The 22,618-nt window shown below is 76.0% G+C and carries 21 protein-coding genes; 10 read left to right on the top strand and 11 right to left on the bottom strand.

All coding sequences use genetic code 11. The annotated features are described in order from the left end of the window. Positions 1–10: 10 nt before the first annotated feature. From ACFY07_RS14445 to ACFY07_RS14435, 3 genes are read right to left on the bottom strand one after another with little or no spacing between them, the layout of a single operon-like run. On the bottom strand, positions 11–244 hold the full coding sequence (locus ACFY07_RS14445) for a DUF6126 family protein (RefSeq protein ID WP_390868948.1): 234 nt from the start codon (positions 242–244) through the stop codon (positions 11–13). Then, a complete protein-coding gene (locus ACFY07_RS14440) occupies positions 241–600 on the bottom strand; it encodes a helix-turn-helix transcriptional regulator (RefSeq protein WP_230653198.1) in 360 nt (119 codons plus the stop codon). The genes ACFY07_RS14445 and ACFY07_RS14440 overlap by 4 nt, the downstream gene beginning before the upstream one ends. 1 nt (position 601) lies before the next feature. Next, a complete protein-coding gene (locus ACFY07_RS14435; RefSeq protein ID WP_230653200.1) occupies positions 602–790 on the bottom strand; it encodes a hypothetical protein in 189 nt (62 codons plus the stop codon). A 226-nt stretch (positions 791–1,016) separates the two neighbouring features. Between ACFY07_RS14435 and ACFY07_RS14430 the strand changes: the two genes are divergently transcribed. After that, entirely contained in the window at positions 1,017–1,883 is an 867-nt protein-coding gene (locus ACFY07_RS14430) for a universal stress protein (protein ID WP_390868947.1), read from the top strand. A 311-nt stretch (positions 1,884–2,194) separates the two neighbouring features. Next, entirely contained in the window at positions 2,195–2,911 is a 717-nt protein-coding gene (locus ACFY07_RS14425) for a response regulator (protein ID WP_390868946.1), read from the top strand. A gap of 140 nt (positions 2,912–3,051) precedes the next feature. On the opposite strand, the gene ACFY07_RS14420 is transcribed toward ACFY07_RS14425, so the two are convergent. Further along, a complete protein-coding gene (locus ACFY07_RS14420) occupies positions 3,052–4,728 on the bottom strand; it encodes a GAF domain-containing protein (RefSeq protein ID WP_390869108.1) in 1,677 nt (558 codons plus the stop codon). 337 nt (positions 4,729–5,065) lie between these two features. Here ACFY07_RS14420 and ACFY07_RS14415 point away from each other — a divergent pair, with 337 nt between their 5' ends. Further along, the gene (locus ACFY07_RS14415; protein ID WP_390868945.1) at positions 5,066–6,877 is read left to right on the top strand and encodes a GAF domain-containing protein; all 1,812 of its coding nucleotides are present in this window, start codon (positions 5,066–5,068) and stop codon (positions 6,875–6,877) included. 165 nt (positions 6,878–7,042) lie between these two features. Here the strand turns inward: ACFY07_RS14415 and ACFY07_RS14410 are convergent, their stop codons facing one another. Then, positions 7,043–9,427 carry a phosphoketolase gene (locus ACFY07_RS14410; RefSeq protein ID WP_390868944.1) on the bottom strand — a complete coding sequence of 795 codons (2,385 nt, stop codon included), beginning with the start codon at positions 9,425–9,427 and terminating at the stop codon, positions 7,043–7,045. A 367-nt stretch (positions 9,428–9,794) separates the two neighbouring features. On the opposite strand from ACFY07_RS14410, the gene ACFY07_RS14405 reads away from it, so the two are divergent. Beyond that, the gene (locus tag ACFY07_RS14405; protein ID WP_390868943.1) at positions 9,795–10,157 is read left to right on the top strand and encodes a DUF488 domain-containing protein; all 363 of its coding nucleotides are present in this window, start codon (positions 9,795–9,797) and stop codon (positions 10,155–10,157) included. A gap of 54 nt (positions 10,158–10,211) precedes the next feature. Here the strand turns inward: ACFY07_RS14405 and ACFY07_RS14400 are convergent, their stop codons facing one another. Beyond that, on the bottom strand, positions 10,212–10,568 hold the full coding sequence (locus ACFY07_RS14400; protein ID WP_390868942.1) for a hypothetical protein: 357 nt from the start codon (positions 10,566–10,568) through the stop codon (positions 10,212–10,214). Beyond that, positions 10,565–12,301 (bottom strand): cytochrome c oxidase subunit I, encoded by a 1,737-nt coding sequence (gene ctaD / locus ACFY07_RS14395; RefSeq protein WP_390868941.1) that lies wholly within the window; start codon positions 12,299–12,301, stop codon positions 10,565–10,567. Before ctaD ends, ACFY07_RS14400 begins: the two co-directional genes overlap by 4 nt. 375 nt (positions 12,302–12,676) lie before the next feature. Between ctaD and ACFY07_RS14390 the strand changes: the two genes are divergently transcribed. Continuing rightward, complete coding sequence (locus tag ACFY07_RS14390) at positions 12,677–13,696, top strand: Acg family FMN-binding oxidoreductase (protein ID WP_390868940.1); 1,020 nt, start codon at positions 12,677–12,679, stop codon at positions 13,694–13,696. A gap of 77 nt (positions 13,697–13,773) precedes the next feature. Here ACFY07_RS14390 and ACFY07_RS14385 read toward each other — a convergent pair whose 3' ends face one another. After that, positions 13,774–14,352, bottom strand: a complete 579-nt coding sequence (locus ACFY07_RS14385) for a pyridoxamine 5'-phosphate oxidase family protein (protein ID WP_390868939.1) — start codon at positions 14,350–14,352, stop codon at positions 13,774–13,776. Positions 14,353–14,545: 193 nt separating this feature from the next. Between ACFY07_RS14385 and ACFY07_RS14380 the strand changes: the two genes are divergently transcribed. After that, complete coding sequence (locus tag ACFY07_RS14380; RefSeq protein ID WP_390868938.1) at positions 14,546–14,932, top strand: hypothetical protein; 387 nt, start codon at positions 14,546–14,548, stop codon at positions 14,930–14,932. Positions 14,933–15,002: 70 nt separating this feature from the next. On the opposite strand, the gene ACFY07_RS14375 is transcribed toward ACFY07_RS14380, so the two are convergent. Then, positions 15,003–15,548: a DUF2231 domain-containing protein gene (locus ACFY07_RS14375; RefSeq protein ID WP_390868937.1), complete on the bottom strand. Its 546-nt coding sequence runs from the start codon at positions 15,546–15,548 to the stop codon at positions 15,003–15,005. 134 nt (positions 15,549–15,682) lie between these two features. Then, positions 15,683–18,145: a D-alanyl-D-alanine carboxypeptidase gene (locus ACFY07_RS14370; protein WP_390868936.1), complete on the bottom strand. Its 2,463-nt coding sequence runs from the start codon at positions 18,143–18,145 to the stop codon at positions 15,683–15,685. 257 nt (positions 18,146–18,402) lie between these two features. On the opposite strand from ACFY07_RS14370, the gene ACFY07_RS14365 reads away from it, so the two are divergent. The 4 genes from ACFY07_RS14365 to ACFY07_RS14350 all read left to right on the top strand — a co-directional run bounded on the left by ACFY07_RS14365 (position 18,403) and on the right by ACFY07_RS14350 (position 21,219). Next, on the top strand, positions 18,403–19,149 hold the full coding sequence (locus ACFY07_RS14365) for a GPP34 family phosphoprotein (RefSeq protein ID WP_230653226.1): 747 nt from the start codon (positions 18,403–18,405) through the stop codon (positions 19,147–19,149). 237 nt (positions 19,150–19,386) lie between these two features. Then, entirely contained in the window at positions 19,387–20,256 is an 870-nt protein-coding gene (locus ACFY07_RS14360; RefSeq protein WP_230653228.1) for a helix-turn-helix transcriptional regulator, read from the top strand. Then, positions 20,243–20,452 carry a DUF397 domain-containing protein gene (locus tag ACFY07_RS14355; RefSeq protein WP_390868935.1) on the top strand — a complete coding sequence of 70 codons (210 nt, stop codon included), beginning with the start codon at positions 20,243–20,245 and terminating at the stop codon, positions 20,450–20,452. The genes ACFY07_RS14360 and ACFY07_RS14355 overlap by 14 nt, the downstream gene beginning before the upstream one ends. 104 nt (positions 20,453–20,556) lie before the next feature. After that, positions 20,557–21,219: an MSMEG_1061 family FMN-dependent PPOX-type flavoprotein gene (locus ACFY07_RS14350; protein WP_390868934.1), complete on the top strand. Its 663-nt coding sequence runs from the start codon at positions 20,557–20,559 to the stop codon at positions 21,217–21,219. Positions 21,220–21,265: 46 nt separating this feature from the next. Here ACFY07_RS14350 and ACFY07_RS14345 read toward each other — a convergent pair whose 3' ends face one another. Beyond that, a complete protein-coding gene (locus ACFY07_RS14345) occupies positions 21,266–22,369 on the bottom strand; it encodes an ADP-ribosylglycohydrolase family protein (RefSeq protein ID WP_230653234.1) in 1,104 nt (367 codons plus the stop codon). Positions 22,370–22,618 lie beyond the last annotated feature (249 nt).

Below are 22,618 nucleotides of genomic sequence, written 5' to 3'. Positions count from 1 at the left end.
GGCGGCGGGGTCAGCGGCGGCCGACGGCGGAGATCGCGATCAGCAGGGCGGCCCACAGGTGGGTGACGGCCACGTGGACGAAGACGCGGACGGCGGTGCCGCGCCTGCGGCTCCGCTCGGCGGAGGCGTCGGGGGTGGGGGTGGGGGTGAGGGGCGCCCCGGCCGCAGGGACCGCACCGGCCGCACCGGGCCCGCGGGGCGGGGTGGCGCGCGGTGCCCCGGCGGGGGTGCCGGGGCCGCTCATACCGGTGCCGTCCGGGAGCCGGCGCGGGCCCCGGACCCGCGCAGTTCGGCGAGGAGGCCGCCCTGGTCGGTGATCATCTCGGTGAGGATGCGGCGGGCGGCGCGCAGCAGTTCGGCGACGTCGGGGGTGCTCAGCGCATACACGACGGTGTTGCCCTCCCGGGTGGCGCCGACCAGGCCGGCCCGGCGCAGCACGGCGAGCTGCTGGGAGAGGCTGGAGGCCTCGACGTCGAGGTCGGCGAGGAGGTCGCGGACGGGCCGCGGCCCCTCCTGGAGCAGTTCCAGCACACGGATGCGGACCGGGTGGCCGAGCGTGCGGAAGAACTCCGCCTTGGCCTGGTACAGCGGGACGGGCACGTCAGCCCTCTCCTTCTTCCTCCGGTTCGTGGGGGACCCTGACGCCGTGGACGGCGGCGAGCCGGAGCAGTCCGGCCACCCGTCCGACGTAGGCCTGGACGCCGTCGTCGTCGCCGGCGGCGCGGGCCGCGGCGAGCTCGCGCCGGGCGTCGTCGATCTGCCGGCGCAGTTCCTCGTCGAAGGCACCCATCGGCCCTCCCGTCCTTCCGGATGTTCAGGATCTCCGAATGTGCACAAGTCTTCAACGTCCGGCCGTCCGGCGTAAGGGCCGGCGGGTCGTGCGGACGGGGCCGGGTGTCCCTGGCGCGCCGGCCGGGAAGGCGGCAGGCTGGACCGGGTGCGTGCCCGCCGGCGGCCCCGGCACACCCCGTCAGCCCGGGCCGTCCCCCGTCACCCCCTCGTCCTCGGAGGTCAGCATGGAGCGCAGTGTCACCGTCGGCGTCGACGGCTCCCCGGAGAGCCTGTCCGCCGCCGAGTGGGCGGCCGGCGAGGCCGCGCTGCGCGGGGCGCCGCTGCGGCTGGTCCTCGCGTGGCCCTGGCTGTTCAACGCGCCGCCGAAGGCCGAGGACTCCGACACGGGCCTCGCGCAGGAGATGCTCCAGGAGGTCGAGTCGGGCCTGCGGGAGGGGCACCCGGGCCTGGGGATCACCTCGGAGCGGATCGCCGACCACCCGGCGGAGGTGCTGGTGGCCGCCGCGGGGGAGGCCGGGCTGCTGGTGCTGGGATCGCGGGGGCTGGGGGCGCTGGCCGGGTTCCTGGTGGGGTCGGTGGGACTGCAGGTCCTGGCGCGCGCGGCCTGCCCGGTGGTGCTGGTGCGGGCCGGGGAGGGGGTCGAGGCCCGGGGGGCGGGCGACCCGCGGGAGGTCGTGGTCGGCGTGGAGCTGGACCGGCCGTGCGAGGAGGTCGTCGAGTTCGCGTTCAGGACCGCCGCCCGGCGCTCCGCACGGGTCCGGGCGGTGCACACCTGGAGCCTGCCGTCGACGTACGGCTACGCGGCGGCGCCCCTCGGCGTCGACCTGACCGCGAGCCTGTCGGCCGACGCCGCACAGGGGCTGGCGGCGGTGCTGCGGCCGTGGCGGGAGAAGTACCCGCAGGTGGAGGCGGTGGAGGAGGTGCTGCTGGGCTCGGCCGGGGAGGTGCTGGCGGAGACCTCGCGGGAGGCGTCGCTGGTGGTGGTGGGCCGGCGGGTGCGCTCCTCGCCGCTGGGGATGCACGTGGGTCCGGCGGCGCACGCGGTGCTGCACCACGCGCGGTGCCCTGTTGCGGTGGTGCCGCACCCCTGAGCCGCACCCCCGGGCCGGACGCCTGAGCCTGGCACCCGAACCTCAAGCCCGGGCCGGACGCCCGAGCCGGACGCCCGAGCAGCGGTCCGGCGCGGGGCCCGGCGCGGGGGCGGCCCGCCGGCCGTGCCCGCGCACCCCGGCGCCGCGCCCCGGCGCCCCGCCCCGCGCTCCGGGCGCGCCTCCGCGGGCCCCCGGTCCCGGCGCGGTGGGGCCGGTCGGCCCTGGTTGCCGGGCGTACCGGCGGGCAGGATGCCCCCGTGGGGTCCGCGCGGCGTGCGCCGGACAGGGACGAGGCGAAGGCGGAGCATGCGATGGCGGAGAACGGCGGTTCCGCCGGGTCCGGACCGATCAGGGTCTTCCTCCTGGACGACCACGAGGTGGTCCGGCGCGGGGTGCACGACCTGCTGGACGCCGAGCCCGACCTGACGGTGGTGGGCGAGGCCGCCACCGCGGCGCAGGCCCTCGCCCGCGTCCCCGCGCTGCGCCCCCAGGTCGCGGTGCTGGACGTGCGGCTGCCGGACGGCGACGGGGTGAGCGTCTGCCGGGAGCTGCGCTCGCAGATGCCGGAACTGGCCTGCCTGATGCTGACCTCCTTCGACGACGAGGAGGCCCTGCTGGACGCCATCATGGCCGGTGCGGCCGGGTACGTCCTGAAGCAGATCAAGGGCACCGACCTGGTGACGGCGGTGCGCACGGTGGCGTCCGGCCAGTCGATGCTGGACCCCGGCGCGACCACCCGCCTGATGGCGCGGCTTCGGGACGAGAAGCACCCGGAGCCGGAGGAGGAGCTGCTGTCCGGGCTGACGGAGCGTGAGCGGCAGATCCTCGCCCTGATCGGCGAGGGCATGACGAACCGCCAGATCGGCCAGCGCCTCTACCTGGCGGAGAAGACGGTCAAGAACCACATCTCGCGGCTGCTGGCGAAGCTCGGCGTGGAGCGCCGGGTCCAGGCCGCGGTGATCGCCACGCAGGCGGCGTCCGGGGCCGCGGAGGACCGCGCCGGGGCGCCGGGGCGCACCCGGCGCTGAGCCGGACGCCGGCGGCGGGTGCCGCGGGGGCGCCCGGAACGCACAGAGCGCGCGGAACGCACTGGGCACACGGGACGCACACCGGCCCGGACCGGTGCCGCCGGGGGCGGCGCCCGGTCCGGGCCGGTGTGCGTCCCCGGTCAGGCGCGCTGCAGCGGGGCCCGCCAGACCAGCCGGGTGCCCCCGCCCTGGGGGACCTCCAGCAGCAGGGTGCCGCCCAGCTGCTCCGCACGCTCGGCCAGGTTGCGCAGGCCGCTGCGGCGTCCGTCTCCGGGTATGCCCACCCCGTCGTCGGTCACCGTCAGGACCACCTCGGAGTCGGTGGCGCGCAGGTCGGCCTCCACCCGGTTCGCCCGGGCGTGGCGGGCCGCGTTGCTGAGCGCCTCGCGGAGCACGGCCACCACGTGGTCGGCGGTGGCGGGGGGCACGTCGGTGTCCAGCAGCCCCTCCATGCTGAGGCGGGGGGCGAAGCCCAGCGCCGCAGCCGCCTCCTCCGCGGCCCGGGCGGCCCGGGCGCGCAGGCTGGCCTCGCCGGCGGAGTCGCGGGCGCGCAGCCCGAAGATGGTCGACCGGATGATCTTGATGGTCTCGTCGAGGTCGTCGACGGCGCGCATGACGCGGTCGGCGGCCTCGGGGTGGTCGATGAAGCGGCCCGCGCTCTGCAGGGTCATGCCGGTGGCGAAGAGCCGCTGGATGGCGAGGTCGTGCAGGTCCCGGGCGATGCGGTCGCGGTCCTCCAGGATCGCGAGCTGCTCGGCGTCCCGCCGGTGCGCCGCCAGCTCCAGCGCCAGCGCCGCCTGGCCCGCGAACCCCAGCAGCGGCCGCACCTCCTCCTCGGTGAACGGCTGCTCGTCCTTGCCCCGGGCCAGCAGGACCACGCCCCGGACCTCCTTCTCCGCGGTGCCCATCGGCACGGCCACCGCCGGGCCGAGGCCCGCGAAGCGCGGCGGACCGGCCGTCACCCGCGGGTCGTGGCCGATGTCGGCGCTGAAGGCGGGCTCGCCGGTGGTGTACGCGGCGCCGGAGAGGGTCCCCTCGAACGGCAGCACCATGCCGCGGCGGTGCTCGGCGTGCTCCCCCGCGGAGAACCGCACGGCCAGCTCGCCCGGGGCGCCGGGCATCGCGATGTCGACCAGCTGGGACGCGGTGAACTCGAGGCTCCGCTCGGCGATGAGCTCCAGGACCTGCGCCTGCGAGCCGCCCGAGAGGAGGTTGCTGGTGATCTCGGAGCTGGCCCGCAGCCACGCCTGGCGGCGCTGCGCCTCCTCGTACAGGCGCGCGTTGTCGATCGCCACGCCCGCGGCCACCGCCAGGGTGGAGATCACCGCCTCGTCCTCGGCGTCGAACTGGGCGCCGCTCTGCTTGTCGGTCAGGTAGAGGTTGCCGAACACCTCGCCGCGGACCCGGATCGGCACGCCCAGGAAGGTCCGCATCGGCGGGTGGCCGGACGGGAAGCCGTAGGAGGCGGGGTGCCGGGACAGCTCCTCGATCCGCAGCGACTCGGGGTGCCGGATCAGCTCGCCCAGCAGGCCGTGCCCGGACGGCAGCGGGCCGATGCGGTCGACCTCGCCCTGCGACAGCCCCACCGTGAGGAACTGCGACAGGGTGCGGCCGTCCGGGCCGATCACGCCGAGCGCGGCGTAGCGGGCGTCGACCAGCGTCGCGCCGGCCTCCACGATGGTGCGCAGCACCTGGGTGAGGTCCAGCTCGCGGCCGACCGACAGCACGGCCTCCAGCAGGCTGTGCACCCGGTCACGGGTGCCCCTGGCTGCGTCGATGCGGGCCTGGAGCTCCTCGAGGAGCTCGTCCAGGCGCATCTGCGGCAGCCGGGCGGCGCCGGCGTCGCGGCCCACGTTGGTCCTCCTCGGTCCCGGGCGGCCGTGGGGCCGCCCGCGCTCCCAAGGTACCCGGACCGGTGGACGACCCGATACCGGACGGGCGAAGGACCTGCGGAGGGGCGGCCGGGGCCCTTCGGCCCCAGCGGGGCGGCCGCGCCGCCGGTGGAATGGCAGGGCCGCCGCGGAACCGCCCGGGCCACTCGCCCGCGGTCCCGCGGTGCCGGGCCGTCGCCGCGCCGCGGGTCCCGCGGAGGCCGCGACGGCGCCCGCCACGCCGCCCCACGTGCGGACGGCCCGTACCCACCCCGAGGCAGCCATGGACAGCGCTCCCCCGCAACGGACCCCCGGCCGTTCCGCGCGGTCCCGCGAGCAGTCGCGGCTGGACGAGCTGCTGGACGAGCTCCAGGCCCGCGTCGACGCGGCCAGGGTCACCCGCACCCGGATCCACGGCCTCTTCGAGGCGGTCCTGTCGGTCGGCCGGGAGCTGGAGCTCGACCAGGCCCTGCGCCGCGTCGTGGAGGCCGGCGCCGCCCTGGTCGACGCCCGCTACGCCGCGCTCGGCGTGGTCGGACCCGACGGGTGCACCCTGTCGCGCTTCCTGACCGTCGGGATCGGCGGCGAGGAGGCGGCCGCCCTCGGCCCGCCGCCCTCGGGCCGGGGCCTGCTGGGGGAGCTGATCCGCAGCCCCGGGCCGCTGCGGCTGGCCGACATGTCCGCCCACCCGGCCGCGTACGGGCTGCCGGAGGGGCACCCGCCGATGCGGACCTTCCTGGGCGTACCGATCCGGGTCCGCGGCGAGGTGTTCGGCACCCTCTACCTCGCGGAGAAGCAGTGCGGCGGCGAGTTCGACGCCGAGGACGAGGTGGTGCTGGCCACCCTGGCGGTGGCGGCGGGCGTGGCGGTCGACAACGCGCGCCTGTACGAGGAGGCCCGGCGCCGCCAGGCGTGGCTGCAGGCCGGGGGCGAGGTCATCGGCAGCCTGCTGTCCGGCAGCCCGCAGGGGCAGGTCCTGGGCCTGATCGCGGAGCGGGCCCGGGAGATCACCGGCGCCGCCGTCGCCGACGTGGCCGTGCCGCTCCCCGGCACCGGGGACCTGGTCGTGGAGCTGGCGGCCGGGGAGGGGGCGGCGGGCCGCGAGGGGCTGGTGCTGCCCCTGGAGGGCACCCTCACCGGAGCCGCCCTGACCGGCGCCGCCCCGGTGAGCAGCCCCGACGTGCACAGCGACCCGCGGCTCACCGCCGGTCCGCCGGGCGGCTCCGGTCTGGGCCCGGCGGTGGCCGTGCCGATGGGGACCGCGGCGGGGCGCACCCGGGGGGTGCTGATGCTGGCGCGCCGCCCCGGTGAGCAGCCGTTCACCGAGGAGGAGGTGCGGCCGCTGCTGGGGTTCGCGGGCCAGGCGGCGCTGGCGCTGGAGCTGGCGGCGCACCGGCGGGACGCCGAGCAGCTCGCGATCCTGGAGGACCGCGACCGCATCGCCCGGGACCTGCACGACCTCGCCATCCAGCGGCTCTTCGCCACCGGCATGACCCTGCAGAGCGCGGGCCGCTTCATCGACCACCCCGAGGCCGCCGACCGCGTCATGCGCGCCGTCGACGACCTCGACGAGACCATCAGGATCATCCGGTCGGCGATCTTCGGACTGCGGGCGCGGGAGCGCGGCTCCGGCCGGGGCCTGCGCGCCCGTGCGGCCCGGCTGGTGGACGAGGCCGCGTCGGCGCTGGGCTTCGCCCCCCGGCTGCGCATGGAGGGGCTGCTGGACACCGCCGTGCCGCCGGCCGCGGCCGAGGCGGCGGCGGCGGCCCTGGCCGCGGCGCTGGCGAACGCGGCCCGCCACGCCCGGGCCCGCCGGGTGGACGTCGTCCTGGAGGCCGGCGCCGACCTGGTGACCCTCACCGTCGAGGACGACGGCGCGGGACTGCCCGCGGAAGAGGGTGCCGGCGGGAGCGCCGACGGGGGCGGGGGCCCCGGGGACGGCGGGGACGGCGGGGGCCCCGGGGACGGCCGGGGCGGCCTGCGGGACCTCGCGCGCAGCGCCGAGGAGCTGGGCGGCGCCCTGCTGGTGGAGACGCCGCGCGGCGGTGGCACCCGCCTGGTGTGGCGGGTCCCGCTGGCGGCCCGCGCCGCCTGATCCGGGCGGGGAGCCGGCGGCCGACCACGGTCACGGACCCGGGCACACGTACGGACCCGGGCACAGGCACGGCCACGGGCGGGAGGTGCGGGGCCCGCCCCCGGGCGGCCCGGGGTCCGGGCCGCCCGGGGGCGGGGTGCGGCGTACGGCGCGGGCCGGCCGGCGTCAGCGGGTCCAGGACCAGTCGGCGACCTCGGGCAGGTCGGTGCCGTGCTCCCGGATCCAGTCGTGGTGGCGGAAGCGGACGTCGGCCATGGCCTGCCGCACGTGCGCGGCGCGCACCGCCAGCCCCGGCACCCGGTCGATGACGTCCATGACCAGCCGGTAGCGGTCCAGGTCGTTGCGGAGCACCATGTCGAACGGTGTGGTGGTGGTGCCCTCCTCCTTGTACCCGCGGACGTGCAGGTGCGGGTGGTCGGCCCGCCGGTAGGTGAGGCGGTGGATCAGCCACGGGTAGCCGTGGTACGCGAAGACCACCGGCCTGTCCCGGGTGAACAGCGCGTCGTACTCGTGGTCCGGCATGCCGTGCGGGTGCTCCTCCTGCGGCATCAGCCGGGCGATGTCCACCACGTTGACCACCCGTACCCGCAGGTCGGGCAGGTGGCGGTGGAGCAGGTCGGCGGCGGCCAGCACCTCCAGGGTGGGCACGTCGCCGGCGCAGGCGAGCACCACGTCCGGCTCGCCGTCGCCGTCGGTGGACGCCCACTCCCAGATCCCGGCGCCGCGTGCGCAGTGGGCCCGGGCCTGCTCCAGGTCGAGCCAGTCGAAGCAGGGCTGCTTGCCGGCGACGACGACGTTGACGTAGTCGCGGCTGCGGAGCACGTGGTCGGCGACGGCGAGGAGGGTGTTGGCGTCCGGCGGCAGGTAGACCCGGACGGCCTCGGGGCTCTTGTTGAGGACGTGGTCGACGAAGCCCGGGTCCTGGTGGGAGAAGCCGTTGTGGTCCTGGCGCCAGACGTGCGAGGTCAGCAGGTAGTTGAGGGAGGCGATCGGCGCCCGCCACCCCAGCCGGCGGGAGGTGCGCAGCCACTTGATGTGCTGGTTGGCCATCGAGTCGACGATGTGGACGAACGCCTCGTAGCAGGAGAACAGCCCGTGCCGGCCGGTGAGGAGGTAGCCCTCCAGCCAGCCCTGGCAGGTGTGCTCGGAGAGGATCTCCAGCACGCGGCCGCCGCGGGCCAGGTGCTCGTCGGTGGGGAGGGTGTCGGCCTCCCACGCCTTGCCGGTGACGTCGTAGACGGCCTGGAGCCGGTTGGAGGCGGTCTCGTCCGGGCCCACCAGGCGGAAGTCGCGGCGGTCGGAGGTGGCCTCCATGACGTCCCGCAGCAGGTCGCCGAGGACGCGGGTCGGCTCGTGGACGGAGCCGCCGGGCTTGTCGACCGGGACGGCGTGCCGCTCCAGCGGCGGCAGGGGCAGCTCGCGCAGCAGCAGGCCGCCGTTGGCGTGCGGGTTGGCGCCCAGGCGGCGCGGGCCCTCGGGGATGCCGGAGAGGACCTGCGGGCGGGGGCGGCCTTGCGCGTCGAAGAGCTCCTCCGGCCGGTACGAGCGCAGCCACTGCTCCAGCTGCCGCAGGTGGCCGGGGTCGGTGCGGACCTCGGCGAGCGGGACCTGGTGGGCCCGCCAGGTGCCCTCCACCGGTACGCCGTCGACCTCGGCGGGGCCGGTCCACCCCTTGGGGGTGCGGAGCACGATCACGGGCCAGCGGGGCCGGTCGGGGATGCCCTCCTCACGGGCGGTGCGCTGGATGACGGCGATGTGGTCGAGGGCGGTGTCCATGGCGTGGGCCATGGCGCGGTGCACCTGGGCGGGGTCGTCGCCGGTGACGTGGATCGGGTGGTGCCCGTAGCCGCGCAGCAGCTCGTCGAGCTCGCGCTCGGGGATGCGGGCGAGGACGGCGGGGTTGGCGATCTTGTAGCCGTTGAGGTGGAGGATCGGCAGGACCGCGCCGTCGCGGACCGGGTCGAGGAACTTGTTCGAGTGCCAGGAGGCCGCCAGCGGCCCGGTCTCGGCCTCGCCGTCGCCGACGACGCAGGCGACCAGCAGGCCGGGGTTGTCGAAGGCGGCGCCGTAGGCGTGGGAGAGGGAGTAGCCGAGCTCGCCGCCCTCGTGGATGGAGCCCGGGGTCTCGGGCGCGACATGGCTGGGGATGCCGCCGGGGAACGAGAACTGCCGGAACAGCCGGGCCATGCCCTCGGCGTCGCGGGTGACGTCCGGGTACGTCTCGGTGTAGCTGCCCTCCAGCCAGGAGTTGGCCACGACCGCGGGGCCGCCGTGGCCCGGGCCCCAGATGCAGATGGCGTCCAGGCCGCGGGCGGAGACCACCCGGTTGAGGTGGGTGTGGACCAGGTTGAGGCCGGGCGAGGTGCCCCAGTGGCCGAGCAGGCGGGGTTTCACGTGCTCGGGGCGGAGGGGTTCGGTGAGCAGGGGGTTGGCCATCAGGTAGATCTGGCCGGCGGAGAGGTAGTTCGCCGCGCGCCAGTGGGCGTCCAGGGCCGCCAGCTCCTCGTCGGCGAGGACGGGGGGGCCGGCGGGGGGTCGGACGTCGTGCATGGCTGCTCCTTCGCGGGGTCGCTGGACCGGTCGCAGTGCGTCGCTCGTCGGCGCCCGCCGGGGCAGCCGCCGCCTCGAGCCTGGTGGTCCGCGGACGGGGCCGCCAGGGCCGTACGGGGCACCCCCGTACGGGCCGGGCGGGCCGTGCGGGCCGGGGGTACCCGCGGACGGTCCGGTCATGCGGGGCTGTACGGGGCGGGACGGCGGGGGTTGTACGGGGCGGGACGGCAGGGGCCGGGCGGGCGGTGTCCCCGTCCCGCCGGGCGGCCTGCGGCGGCCCCGGACCGCCGCGGTCCCGCTGAGCCCCGGCGGGCCGCCGAACGTACGATGGACGGGTCCGATGTCCGGCGGCCCGAGGAGCGCTGCCATGGCCAAGAGCATCACCTGCCGGAGGATCTACGAGGAGGCCGCGCCCGGCGACGGGGTGCGGGTGCTGGTGGACCGGATCTGGCCGCGCGGGGTGCGCCGGGAGGACGCCCGCCTCGACGAGTGGCTGCAGGACGTGGCCCCCTCGGCAGACCTGCGCCACTGGTACGCCCACCGGCCGGACCGCTTCGCCGAGTTCCGCCGCCGCTACCAGGCCGAGCTGCGCGACCCGGAGCGGCGGCAGGCCCTGGAGCACCTGCGGGAGATCGCCGAGCACGGCGGGCTGACCCTGCTGACGGCGACCCGCGACGTCGAGCACAGCCAGGCCGCCGTCCTGGCCGTGCTGCTGACCGACGCCGAGTGACGGCGGGCGGCGCCGCCCCGGCACGGCGCCCCGCGCCCCGGGCCGCCGCGCGGGTCAGCCCGGGTCGCCGAGGAGGCCCAGCAGGGCCGCGGCCCCGGCGGCGCAGGCGACCCCGAGGAGGGAGAGCGCCAGCAGCCTGAGCCGCAGGGCCCGGTACCGGGCGGTGTACTCGTGCCGCAGCTCCCGGGCCCGGTCGGCGATCCGGCGCACGGTGGCGCGGGAGACCTCCAGCCGGTCGGCCGTGTAGACCCGCACCACGTCCTCGCGCTGCGGCCCGGTCAGCCAGGGCAGCCGGTCGGCGAAGGACTCCGCCTGCTCCCGGGCCGCCGCGGTCTCACCCTGCCAGAGCAGGTAGCCCTCCAGCTGGTGGATCCCCCGGTCGCTCTCCCCCCGCGGACCGGGCCGCCTCACCGGTCCGGGCCCTCCGTCTCGCCGATCGTCCGCCGGCTGCCGACCGTCTCCAGGGGCAGGCCGTGCTCGGCGAAGTAGGACCGGGCGGCGATGTCGGGGTGGTGCAGGTCGAACGCCGGGGACTCGGAGCGGATCCGCGGCAGGGTGAGGAAGTTGTGCCGCGGCGGCGGGCAGGAGGTCGCCCACTCCAGCGAGCGGCCGTAGCCCCACGGGTCGTCCACGGTGACCCTCTCGCCGTACCGGGCCGTCTTCCAGACGTTGTAGAGGAACGGCAGGATCGACAGGCCGAGCAGGAACGAGCCGATGGTCGAGACGGTGTTCAGCGTGGTGAAGCCGTCCGCGGCCAGGTAGTCGGCGTACCGGCGGGGCATGCCCTCGGCGCCGAGCCAGTGCTGCACCAGGAAGGTGGTGTGGAAGCCGACGAAGAGCGTCCAGAAGGTGATCTTGCCGAGGCGCTCGTCGAGCATCCGGCCGGTGAACTTCGGCCACCAGAAGTGGAAGCCGGCGAACATCGCGAAGACGACGGTGCCGAAGACCACGTAGTGGAAGTGGGCCACCACGAAGTAGGAGTCCGAGACGTGGAAGTCGATCGGCGGGGAGGCCAGCAGCACGCCGGTCAGGCCGCCGAAGAGGAAGGTGACCAGGAAGCCCACCACCCAGAGCATGGGCGTCTCGAAGCTCAGCGAGCCCCTCCACATCGTCCCGATCCAGTTGAAGAACTTCACCCCCGTCGGGATCGCGATGAGGAAGGTCATGAAGGAGAAGAACGGCAGCAGCACCTGGCCGGTGACGAACATGTGGTGCGCCCAGACGGTCGCGGAGAGCCCCGCGATGGCGATGGTGGCGGCCACCAGGCCGGAGTAGCCGAAGATCGGCTTGCGGGCGAAGACCGGGATGATCTCGGTGATGATGCCGAAGAACGGCAGCGCGATGATGTACACCTCGGGGTGGCCGAAGAACCAGAAGAGGTGCTGCCACAGGATGGGCCCGCCGTTGGCGGCGTCGAAGACGTGGGCGCCGAACTTCCGGTCCGCCTCCAGCGCGAAGAAGATGGCCGCCAGCACCGGGAACACCATGATGACCAGCACCGCGGTGAGCAGCACGTTCCAGGTGAAGATGGGCATCCGGAAGAGCGTCATGCCGGGGGCGCGCATGCAGATGATCGTGGTGATGAAGTTGACCGAGCCGAGGATCGTGCCGAAGCCGGAGAGGGCCAGGCCCATGATCCACATGTCGGCGCCGATGCCCGGCGTGCGGACGCCGTCCGACAGCGGGGTGTAGGAGAACCAGCCGAAGTCGGGCGCGCCCTGGGAGGTGAGCAGGCTGCAGATCACGATCAGCGACCCGAAGACGTAGAGCCAGTAGGCGAACATGTTCAGCCGGGGGAACGCCACGTCGGGCGCGCCGATCTGCAGCGGCATGATCCAGTTGGCGAAGCCCGCGAAGAGCGGCGTGGCGAAGATCAGCAGCATGGCGCCGCCGTGCAGCGTGAACGCCTGGTTGTACTGCTCGTTGGAGAGGATCTGGGTGCCCGGACGGGCCAGCTCGGCCCGCATCACCAGGGCCAGGACCCCGGCGATCAGGAAGGAGGCGAACGAGGTGAAGAGGTACAGCGTGCCGATGGTCTTGTGGTCGGTGGTCGTCACCCACTTGACGATCACCTTTCCGGTACTGGTCCGCTCCGCGCGCGGTGGTTCCGCGCCGACGCGGCCCGCTCTGTCCGTCGTGGTCACCGGGACACTCCCTCGCGGTCGACAGCGGTCCGACCGGATCACGATGGCACGCGGCACCGACAACTTCGAGTAGTCACGTCACTGCGTAGTGCAATCGGGGGACCGGCCCGCCGGCGGACGCGCGGCGCACCGCCCGGGACCGGGGAGGCCGCCCCGCACGCCCGCCGGCCCGCGGCCCGCCGTGCCCCGCGCCGCCGGCCGACAGTCCGCAGCCCGGCGGGGTGCGCCCGGTCGGCGGGGTGCAGCCGGCCGGCGGCGCCGGGGTGACGTTCGGCCCTGGCGCCCGGGACCGCCGGGCCCTGCGCCGCGCGAGGGGCCGGAGGCACGCTGGTGGCGTGACCTGATGCTGCGGACAGCCCCGAGGAGGGGATGGCCATGACCACGCCGGTACTCGACGCCGGAACCCTGGAGACGCTGGTCGCGGCCGCGGTCGCCGCCCCCTCCATCCACAACACCCAGCCCTGGCGGTTCCGCCTGGACCCCGCCTCCCGTGCCGTCGAGGTGTACGCGGCGCCGGAGCGGGCGCTGCGGCTGGCCGACCCCACCGGGCGGGCGCTGCACGTCTCGGTGGGCGGGGCGGTGTTCAACCTGCGGGTGGCCGCCGCCCACTTCGGCTGGGAGCCGGTCCTCGCCCTGCTGCCCCGCCCGGCCGACCCGGCCCTGCTGGCCGCGGTCCGCCTGGCCGGCCCGCCGCGGGCCGCCCGCCCCGCGGACGCGGCGCGGCCCCGCTGGGAGGGCCTGTACGAGGCGATCTGGCAGCGGCACTCCAGCCGGATGCCGTTCAGCGACCGGCCGCTGCCGGAGGGGCTGCCGGAGGCGCTGACCGCCGCCGCCCGCACCGAGGGCGCGGACCTGCGCTTCCCCGGCGCGGAGGAGTCGGTGCGGCTGCTCGCGCTGACCACCGAGGCGGAGCAGCGCAACACCGGCGAGCCCGCCCGCCGGGTGGAGAGCCGCTCCTGGATCACCGGCCCGGACGGGGGCCCGTACGGCATCCCCGCCACGGCGCTGGGCCCGCAGGACGCGGAGGCCCGGGTGCCTATGCGGGACTTCTCCGGGCGGCCGCTGCGGCGGCACCTGCCCACCGCCGACTTCGAGTCCCACCCGCACCTCGCGGTGCTGACCACCCGCCAGGACCACCCCGTGGACTGGCTCCGGGCCGGCCAGGCGCTGGAGCACGTCCTGCTGCTGCTGACCGCCCACGGCCTGCGCGCCTCCCTGCTGCACCAGGCACTGGAGTGGCCGGACCTGCGCTGGCTGCTCCGCGACCCCGGCGCCGCGGTGTGCAGCCCGCAGATGCTGGTCCGCGTCGGCTACGGCCCCCAGGGGCCGGCCACGCCCCGCCGCGCGGCGGCGGAGAGCATGGACGAGCGGGCGCTGCTGCACCGCGTCCGCTGAGGGCGGCCCGGAGGGCCGGAGGATGCGGAGGGACCGTGCGGCGCGGGCGCAGGGCCGGGCGCGGGCCGGACGCGGCGTCAGGAGGTGCGTGGGGGGAGCGGGAGCGGCACCGCGGGCAGGCCGTCGATGGAGACGGCGTTCTTCCGCTCCACGTAGTCGGCGTGGAACGCCTCGTCCCGGCGCCCGAAGTACCGGACGAGGAGGTCGCGCTCGCCGCGGTACTCCAGGAACGGCACGGCGTACCCGCAGGAGTCGCTGACGCGCTGGGCGTGGACGAGCACCACGGCGCGGGCCCCCGGGTGCCCCGACACCTGCGGGAAGTGCCCGATCAGGCCGTCCCACCGGGGGTCGTCGCGGAACACCGGCTCCCCGCGGCCGTGGACCCGCACCACGTTGGGCGTCGCGCCGAACGAGCACCACATGAGGGTGATCCGGCCGTTCTCCCGCAGGTGCGCGAGGGACTCCGCGCCGCTGCCGGTGAAGTCCAGGTAGGCCACCGTGCGCTCGTCGAGGACGGCGAGCGACCCCCTGGCGCCCTTGGGGGAGATGTTCACGTGCCCGTCCGGCGCCAGCGGGGCGGTGCCGACGAAGAAGACGGACTGCTCCTCGACGAAGGCCCGCAGGCGTTCGCCGATCCCCTCGTGGACGTGTGCCATGCGCCCATGGTGGCGGCTGTCCGCGGAGTGGACCAGGGGGTGTCCGCGGTGCGGACGGGCAGGGCGGGCGTCCGCGGGCGCACGCGGGCGCCGGCCGGGAACGGACGCCCGGGTTTCGGCGGCGGGAGAGGGCGGGCAGGAGCCGTTCGCCCGCCGGAGGTTCCGGGGGCGGCTCGGCCGGAGGGGGAGCAGCATGAGATCGGCTGTCACGGGAGTCCTGCTGTCGCTGGCGCTGGCCGCGGGAGGGGTCGCGGCCGGGACCGCCGCCTCCGCCGCGCCGGCGCCGGTCCGGGCGGCGGTGGCCGGCAGCGCCGCACCGGGGGGCGGGGCGGCCGCGGGCGCGGACCCGGCGGCGCGGACGGGCGCGGTGCGGACGGGCGCGGTGCGGACGGACCGGGCCCCGCAGGCGGTCCGGGCGGCCCTGCCCGCCAAGGTGAAGATCAGGAAGCGGCACCGCAGCCGCCGGAGCCACGGCTTCTTCTCGGGTGTCGTCCTCGTGGTCGTGCTGGTCCTGGTGCTCGCGGCGATCCTGGTGGCGCTGCTGCTGGCCCGCCGCGCGATGCGCCGCAGGCGCCTGTGACGCCTCCGCCGGAGGCGGGGACGAGGGCGGCGGAGGCCGGCCGTGCCGCGGGCACGGCCGGCCGGCGGCGTCAGCCCTCTCCGTCCTCGCCGCCCTCGGCGGCCTTCTGGGAGAAGCCGTCGTGCCATGCGGCCTTCGCCCCGGAGTCGCCGATCCGGTAGACGTCCACGACGGCGCCGGCGCCCACCGCCAGGCAGAGCACGGCGACGACGGCGCGCAGGGCGACGGGGGCCGTGCGGGGGCGGGCAGCGGCGTCGCCGGCGGCCGGGGCGGCGGCGGTACCGGCGGCGTAGCGGCGGGTCGTCCACCACACGGCGGCGGCGAGGACGACGAGGCCGGCCGCCCAGGGGAGCATCCCGTCGCCGAGCTCCGCGTGGCGGCGGACCAGCGGGTCGCTGTCGACGTGCCGCTCCAGCCACTCTCCGGCGTGGGTGGACAGCGGGACGAAGCCCAGGGTGACCAGCGCGAGGACGGGCAGCGCGACGCCTATGCGGCGGGCGGCGCGGGGAAGCAGCGCGGCGACGACGAGGACGAGCGCGGTCAGCGGGACGAGCACGATGACGGCGTGCACGAAGAGCACGTGGGCGGGCAGCCCGTTGATGATCTCGAGACTCACGGGACGGTCCTTCCGGGGAGTGAGCCGGTCCTGGCGGCCGGTCCCGGGCAACCTACTACATGAATGTAGACAGAAACGGGGCCGGACGGCAGTGCCGTCCGGCCCCGTGCGCTCCGGCCCGGGCGCCCCCGCCCCTACAGCAGGCGCGTCAGGCGCGAGCCGATCGACGGCGGCGCGAGGGCGTCCCGCAGCACGACCGGGACCTTCACCTCGCCCTGGCCGCTGCCGACGGTGACGGTGCCCACCCGGGTGCCCGCCCCGGCGGTGTGCGGGAGGGAGCCGACCGGGTCGAGGCCGATGCCCACCTTCAGGCCGGACCAGCCGACGACCGTGACGTCCCGGGAGACGACCGCCGGGACCCGGCCGCCCAGGCCGTCGTCCACGTAGCCGACGACGTCGCCCTTCCGCAGCACGGTGTGGTCGGTGAGGCTCTTCTGCGCGGCGGCGATGATGCCGCCGCTGACGTCCAGCGCCTTCTGCAGGATGCCCGCGCCCTGCTGGCCCATCACCACGCCGATGATCAGCTGGGTGGTGCCGCCGACCTGCTTCTCGGCCGCCCACATCAGGCAGCCGCCGGCGGGGGTGCTGGAACCGGTCTTCACGCCGATGACGTGGTCGCCGGTGGCGAGCAGCTGGTTGTTGTTGAAGATCCGCTGGCCGTCGCTCAGCACCACGTTCTGCGTGCTCACGACCTGCCGGAAGACGTCGTCCTGCATCACCCGCTCCGCCAGCTTCAGCTGGTCCGCAGCGGTGGACTTCGTCGACGCCTCCAGGCCGCTGGGGTCGGTGTAGACGGTCCTCGTCATGCCCAGGCGCTTCGCGGTGTCGTTCATCCTCTGGACGAACGCCTCCTGGGAGCCCGCGTCCCAGCGGCCGAGGAGCCGGGCGATGTTGTTCGCCGACGGGATCAGCAGCATCTGCAGCGCCTCGTACTCGCTGATCTTCTGCCCCTCCGTCACCTTCACCACCGACTCGCCCTCGGTGACGCCCTTGGAGTAGTCGGACACCGCCTGCTTGTCGGCGGTGAGCACGGGGCCGTCCTCACCGGGCTTGAGGGGGTGGTCCTGGAGCACCACGTACGCGGTCATCACCTTCGTGACGCTCGCCATCGGCGCGGGGGCGGCCGCCCCGGACCCGCCGAGGCCGCCCAGGCCGTAGACCTCGGCCACGGCCTGGCCGTCGGTCGGCCACGGCAGGTCCGGCCTGCTCCCGGGGAACGCGTAGGAGGCCGGTCCGGTGGACCTCACCTCGGGGCCGGGCAGCGGACGCAGCAGCTGGACGACGCAGACGACGGCGAGGACGAAGGCCAGGAAGACGCTCCAGACCGTGATCCGCCGGACCGCGCGGCGCAGCGGCGTCATCGGGCGCGCGCTGAGCGAGGCCAGGACCTCCATGGCCTCGGAGGTGGTCTCCGGGGTCCGCGGCGGCTCCGGCTCCGCGTCCGGGCCCTGCCCGGGCCCGGACGGGGAGACGGGGTGCGGCTGCGGCCGGGTCACGGGCCGGGAGACCGGCCGGACGGCGGAGGACGCGGAGGCGCCGGAGACGGGCGCGGAGGGCGCGGACCCGGCTGCGGGCGCGGGTGCGGCACCGGCGGCGGTGGCCCCGGCGGGCACGGCACCGGCGGCCGTGGCTCCGGCGGCGGCCGTGGCGGCGGTCCCGGTGGGAGTGGTCCCGGTGGGAGTGGTCCCGGCGGGGGTGGTCCCGGTGGCGGCGGCCTGAGGAACCTTCGGCAGCGGCACCTCGGTCACCGGGGCGTCCCCGGTCCCGGGTGCGTCGCCGGGTGCGGGGGTGCCCCCGTCCGCCTCGGCACCGGCCGCGGCCTTCCGTCCGGCCGGGGTCCCGGGCCGGTCCGCGGTCCCCGCGGCGCCGGCCTCCGTCCCGGTGCCGGTCCTCCCCTCTTCCACCTCTGCCTCTGCGCCTGCCTCTGTCCCCGCCTCTTCCGTCCCGGTTTCCGGATCTGCCGTCACCACGGCACTGCCGACGCGCCGTTCGGCCTTTCCGGCCTCCTCCGGCGCCTCCGCTCCGGCTCCGGCCTCCTCGTCCTTCCCGGCGCCGGCCTTCCCGAATCCCGCCTTCCCGAATCCCGCCTTCCCGGTCCCGCCCTTCGCGGTGGCGGCACCGGACGACCGGCCGGCACGGGACGGCGCCCCGTCGGCCCGCAGGGCGAGGCGCGGGTCGTCCGGCACCGCAGTGCCGCCCGCGGTCCCGGTCCCGGCCCCGGCGTCGTCCGCCGCCGCGGCCCCGGCCCCCGTCGTGGCGCCCCGCGCGGCACCCTCCGCGGGCTCCGTGCCCTCCGCGGGCTCCTCCCGGTCCGGGACGGCCGTCGCACCGGCGGGGAGGCGCAGCGTCCGGGTGGGGCTGTCGGCCGGCAGCCGCAGCATGGTGGTGGGGCTGTCCGTGCCCCGCACCCGCAGCTGCACGGTGGACTCGGCCCGGACGGCCGTCCCGCCGTCCGCCTGCTGCTCCGCGCCGGCGCCGTCCCGGGCGTCCGCCGCCGGTGACGCACCGCCCTCGGCGGAACCGCCCGGAGACTCACCGTCCGGATCGGCGCGCCGCCGCTCCTCGTCGCGCTCGACCGTGCCGGGGGACTCGCCCACGTGACCCAACCTCCTCACACACCTGGCGGAACGCCCTGCGCACCGGCGTCCCGCCCCACAGCGGACAGTCTCCGCCACGAACATGATGTCGCCCGTCCAAGCCCCGTCCGACCGGCGTTTCCCCGGGTCCGACACCCCGGACACGTGGGTGACGAGACCCGGGCGGACACCGGTTCCCGGGTCACGATTCAGAGGCGGTCTCGACAGCAGGGTGTGAGAGGCGTCACTCTGTCATTCATCCACGCGGGGAGGCTTGGATGGGCAGGAGCCGCAGAACAATTCCCGAGGAACTGCTGCTGCTCGCTTTGGACCCGGCCACGGGTACCACGGCGCAGCCGCAGACCCTTGACCTCGGACTCGCCGGGGCACAGCTCGTCGAGCTGGCCCTGGCCGGACGGATAGTCCCGGACGGAGATCGTATCGCCGTGGTGCTGCCGCGGCCGACGGGTGACCCGACCCTGGACCACGCGCTGGAGCTGCTGCGCAGGCGTGGCAGCGCGGTGCGTGCCGTGCACTGGATCGGCGGGCCCCGGCTGGGGCTGCGTCAGACGTACCTGGCGCACCTGGAACGGTGCGGCATGGTGACGGCGGTGCCGGGCCAGGTGTGCGGGGTGCTGCCGACGACGCGCTACCAGGCGTCCGACGAGTGCACCAACGGTGCGATCAAGCAGCGTCTGGACACGGCCATCAGGACGGGCGTGCCACCGGACCCGCGGACGGCCGCGCTGGCCGCGCTGGCGCACGCCGTGGGCCTGGGCAAGCACCTCTACCCGGGCAACGAGGGCCGGTCGTCCAGGTCGCGGCTGCGCGACCTGATCCGGTACGACCCCCTGGGCGGGATGGTGGCCCATGCGGTGATGGACGTGCAGAACGGCCTTCCGGCGCAGGCGCAGCGCGGTGCCGGCGGGCCGAGCCGCCCGGGGTCGCGGACGGCCGTCGGGCGGCCCGGGCGCGGGGCGGCGGCCGCCGTCGGCCCCGGCATGGCGCACGCGGTGGCGCGCTAGCGCGGCGGGGCCCCGCCGGAAGGGGCGTCCGCGGGAGCCGGTCCCGGAACGGGACGGCCGGAGCGGTCCGGAGGGCGGCCGATCGGCAGGGAGTGTGCCGGTCGGCCGCCCTCCGGCATGTCCGCGGCGCACCCGATCCGATGAGCCGGACCGATTCCCCGGCACCGGATGATCCACGGTGGCATGCTCGTCCTGTCGAGGTGGTTGGAACGAATCCGAGACCCACCGGAGGTCGCCGTGTCCGCCAGCATCAATCCGACCGTGCGCCGCCGCAGGCTCGGCGCCGAGCTGCGCCGCCTCCGCGAGCAGAAGGGCATGACCGCCGAGGAGGTGGCGGGCCGGCTGATGGTCTCCCAGTCGAAGATCAGCCGGCTCGAGAACGGGCGGCGCAGCATCAGCCAGCGCGACGTCCGCGACCTGTGCGAGGTGTACGGGGTCGAGGACGAGCGGATGCGCGAGTCCCTGATGGCGATGGCGCGGGAGTCCCGGCAGCGGGGGTGGTGGCACGCCTTCGGCGACATCCCCTACAGCGTCTACATCGGCCTGGAGGCGGAGGCCTCGGCGGTCCGCAACTACGAGTCGTCCTTCGTGCCCGGCCTGCTCCAGACGCGGGAGTACGCCCAGGCGGTCGTGACCGGGATCCAGCCGGACACCGACGCCGAGGCGGTGCGCCGCCGGGTCGAGGTGCGGATGGAGCGCCAGCGGCGGGTGCAGGGGCCGGACCGGCTGGACAACTTCTGGGCGGTGGTCGACGAGGCCGCCCTGGCCCGGGTGGTCGGCAGCCGGGAGGTGATGGCCGCCCAGATGGAGCGGCTGGCCGAGCTGTGCGAGGAGCCGCATGTCAACCTGCAGGTGATCCCGTTCGCCAAGGGGGCCCACCCCGGAATGACCGGGGCATTCTCCATCCTTGAGTTCCCTGAGTCAGCAGATACGGCTGTTGTTTACCTCGAAGGAGTGACAAGCGACCTCTACCTGGAGAAGGAGGCCGACGTCCGTCGCTATACCGGTCTCTACGACCACCTGATGGCCGCGGCGCTCGGCGTCACGGATACCCGGTCGCTGATAGCCAGGTACGCGAGGGAGTACGCACAAGATGAACGCGGATAACAGCAGCGCTCCGGTGTGGCGCAAGAGCAGCTACAGCGGCGCCAACGGCCAGTGCGTGGAGGTCGCGGTCCCGCAGGTCTCCACGGTGGCCGTACGCGACTCCAAGGATCCCGGGGGACCGTCGCTGGCCTTCTCCCCCGAGGCCTGGTCCGCCTTCGTCGCGGCGGTCGGCCGCGGCTCCTTCGACGCCGCCTGAGCAACCGGGGCCGGCACGCCCCTCCGGCCGCAGCGGACCGCGGCCGGAGGGGCTGACTGCTGCCGGGACGTCAGGGGTCCGCGCTCACCGGTAGGTTCTCCGGCATGACGATCGCACCGGAGTCCGGCGGCTCCTTCGAAGCGCTGCAGGCGGGTGCCGTCCGGGACGCCGACGGCCTCCGCGCCCTCTACGAGGCCCCCGGCGACGCCGCCCGGCGCAAGGAGACCTCCTTCCTCACCGACGCGGCCCGGCGGCTGGTCGGCTGCGCCTCCCTGGTCCTGGTGGCGACGGCCGACGCCGAGGGCCGCTGCGACGTCAGCCCCCGGGGCGGCCCGCCCGGCTTCGTCTCCGTCCTCGACGGGCGCACCGTCGCGATCCCCGACGCCACCGGGAACAGGCGCATCGACTCCCTGCAGAACATCGTGCGGACCGGCCGCGCCGGCCTCCTCTTCGTCGTCCCCGGCCGCGACACCACCCTGCGGCTCAACGGCCGCGCCTGCGTCTCCGCCGACCCGGAGCTGCTCGCGGCGCTCACCCCCGTCGGGAAGCCGCCGCGCAGCGCGATCGTGGTGGAGGCGGAGGAGGTCTACCCGCACTGCCCGAAGGCCTTCCTGCGGGGCGCGGCGTGGAAGCCGGAGCAGTGGCTGCCGGCGGACGCGGCGCCGAGCTCCGCGGAGGTGACGCTGGCCCAGCTGGACGTGCCGGGGCTGACGCTGGAGGACGTGCGGCGGAGCGAGCGGGAGTCGCTGCAGCACCGCTACGCGTGAGGGCGGCGGGGCCCCCGGGGGCCCCGCCGCCGCACCGGCCGGGCGCTCAGGCCGCCGGGTACCGCCGCGCCCAGGAGCCGTCCGCGCCGCCGGGCCCGTGCAGTTCCGGCCCGTGGGTCATCTCCAGGGCGAAGTCGTCCGCCAGGGTGAGCAGGGTCCCGCGGCCCTCCAGCTCCCCCAGCCACTCCGGCGGCAGCGCCGTCTCCCCGTGCAGCACCCCCAGCAGGTTGCCGCAGACCGCCCCGGTGGAGTCGCTGTCCCCGGAGTGGTTCACCGCCAGCAGCAGGCCGGAGCGGACGTCCTCCGCCACCAGGGCGCAGTACAGGGCGATCGCCAGCGCCTCCTCGGCGACCCAGCCCTCCCCCAGCGACTCCACCCGCTCCGCCGACGGCGGCCCGGCCCGCACCGCGTCCAGCGCGCCGCGCAGCGCCGCCGTGGTCTCCTCGTGGCCGGGCCGCTCCGAGAGCAGCGCCAGCGCCAGGTGGACGCCCTCCTCCAGGGTGCCGCCGCGCACCGCCGTGTGGACGACGACGGCGAGGGCGCCCGCCGACAGGTAGCCGGTGGGGTGGCCGTGGGTGAGGGCGGCGCACTCCATGGCGAGCTGGAGGACGAGGACCGGGTCCCAGCCGACCAGCAGCCCGAACGGCGCGGAGCGCATCACCGTGCCGCAGCCCTTGGAGTGCGGGTTGCGGGGGTCCTGGAGGGTGCCCATCCGGCCGTCCTCCAGGCCCGACAGGCAGGCCTGGCCGGGCGCCCGCCGCGCGTACAGCCACTCCTCGCGGGCCAGCCAGCCCAGGTCGGGGCGGCGCTCGTCGGGCCCCCAGTCGCGCTGGGTGGCGGCCCAGCGCAGGTACGCCCGGTGGACGTCGGTCGGCGGGTGCCACACCCCGCTGTCGCGCCGCACGTGCGCCCGGATCAGGCCGTCGACGGTGAACAGGCTCATCTGGGTGTCGTCGGTGACCGCGCCGCGCCGCCCGTAGGCGGGCACGTAGCCGGTGACGCCCGCCGGGCCGTGCGCCGCGCGGATCGCGGCCAGCGACTCGAACTCGATCCCCGCACCCAGGGCGTCGCCGACCGCACCGCCGAGCAGGCATCCGCGCACCCTGCTGCGGAAGTCCTGCTCCTGCGCGCGCGACCAGAGTGCCTGCACGGTCGGATGCCTCCTCGTCCAGCGCGGCCCGCCGGCGGCCGCCGCCCCCGCGGAACTGTATGCGAAGAGCGGTGCGGGGGCCGTACAGGTCTACGCATGCGGACAGCGGCCGGCTCCGGGCGCGCGGGGCCGGGCCGCGGACCTGCGGTTCAGCCCTCCAGCAGCGGCAGCAGTTCCGGCAGGTGTCCGTCGGAGGCGAGGGCTGCGGCGCGGCGTTCGGCGGGGACCTGGCCGTAGAGGGTGGTGCGC

The sequence above is a fragment of the Streptomyces sp. NPDC001380 genome, assembly GCF_042895785.1.
Classification (GTDB): domain Bacteria; phylum Actinomycetota; class Actinomycetes; order Streptomycetales; family Streptomycetaceae; genus Peterkaempfera.
This window is presented reverse-complemented; position numbering and strand designations above follow the sequence as displayed.

What these genes read in the sequence shown, in the direction of transcription:
- ACFY07_RS14445 (WP_390868948.1), bottom strand. Translation starts at nt 244, where the DNA reads ATGAGCGGCCCCGGCACCCCCGCCGGGGCACCGCGCGCCACCCCGCCC.
- ACFY07_RS14435 (WP_230653200.1), bottom strand. Translation starts at nt 790, where the DNA reads ATGGGTGCCTTCGACGAGGAACTGCGCCGGCAGATCGACGACGCCCGG.
- ACFY07_RS14430 (WP_390868947.1), top strand. Translation starts at nt 1,017, where the DNA reads ATGGAGCGCAGTGTCACCGTCGGCGTCGACGGCTCCCCGGAGAGCCTG.
- ACFY07_RS14425 (WP_390868946.1), top strand. Translation starts at nt 2,195, where the DNA reads ATGGCGGAGAACGGCGGTTCCGCCGGGTCCGGACCGATCAGGGTCTTC.
- ACFY07_RS14420 (WP_390869108.1), bottom strand. Translation starts at nt 4,728, where the DNA reads ATGCGCCTGGACGAGCTCCTCGAGGAGCTCCAGGCCCGCATCGACGCA.
- ACFY07_RS14415 (WP_390868945.1), top strand. Translation starts at nt 5,066, where the DNA reads ATGGACAGCGCTCCCCCGCAACGGACCCCCGGCCGTTCCGCGCGGTCC.
- ACFY07_RS14410 (WP_390868944.1), bottom strand. Translation starts at nt 9,427, where the DNA reads ATGCACGACGTCCGACCCCCCGCCGGCCCCCCCGTCCTCGCCGACGAG.
- ACFY07_RS14405 (WP_390868943.1), top strand. Translation starts at nt 9,795, where the DNA reads ATGGCCAAGAGCATCACCTGCCGGAGGATCTACGAGGAGGCCGCGCCC.
- ACFY07_RS14390 (WP_390868940.1), top strand. Translation starts at nt 12,677, where the DNA reads ATGACCACGCCGGTACTCGACGCCGGAACCCTGGAGACGCTGGTCGCG.
- ACFY07_RS14385 (WP_390868939.1), bottom strand. Translation starts at nt 14,352, where the DNA reads ATGGCACACGTCCACGAGGGGATCGGCGAACGCCTGCGGGCCTTCGTC.
- ACFY07_RS14380 (WP_390868938.1), top strand. Translation starts at nt 14,546, where the DNA reads ATGAGATCGGCTGTCACGGGAGTCCTGCTGTCGCTGGCGCTGGCCGCG.
- ACFY07_RS14365 (WP_230653226.1), top strand. Translation starts at nt 18,403, where the DNA reads ATGGGCAGGAGCCGCAGAACAATTCCCGAGGAACTGCTGCTGCTCGCT.
- ACFY07_RS14355 (WP_390868935.1), top strand. Translation starts at nt 20,243, where the DNA reads ATGAACGCGGATAACAGCAGCGCTCCGGTGTGGCGCAAGAGCAGCTAC.
- ACFY07_RS14350 (WP_390868934.1), top strand. Translation starts at nt 20,557, where the DNA reads ATGACGATCGCACCGGAGTCCGGCGGCTCCTTCGAAGCGCTGCAGGCG.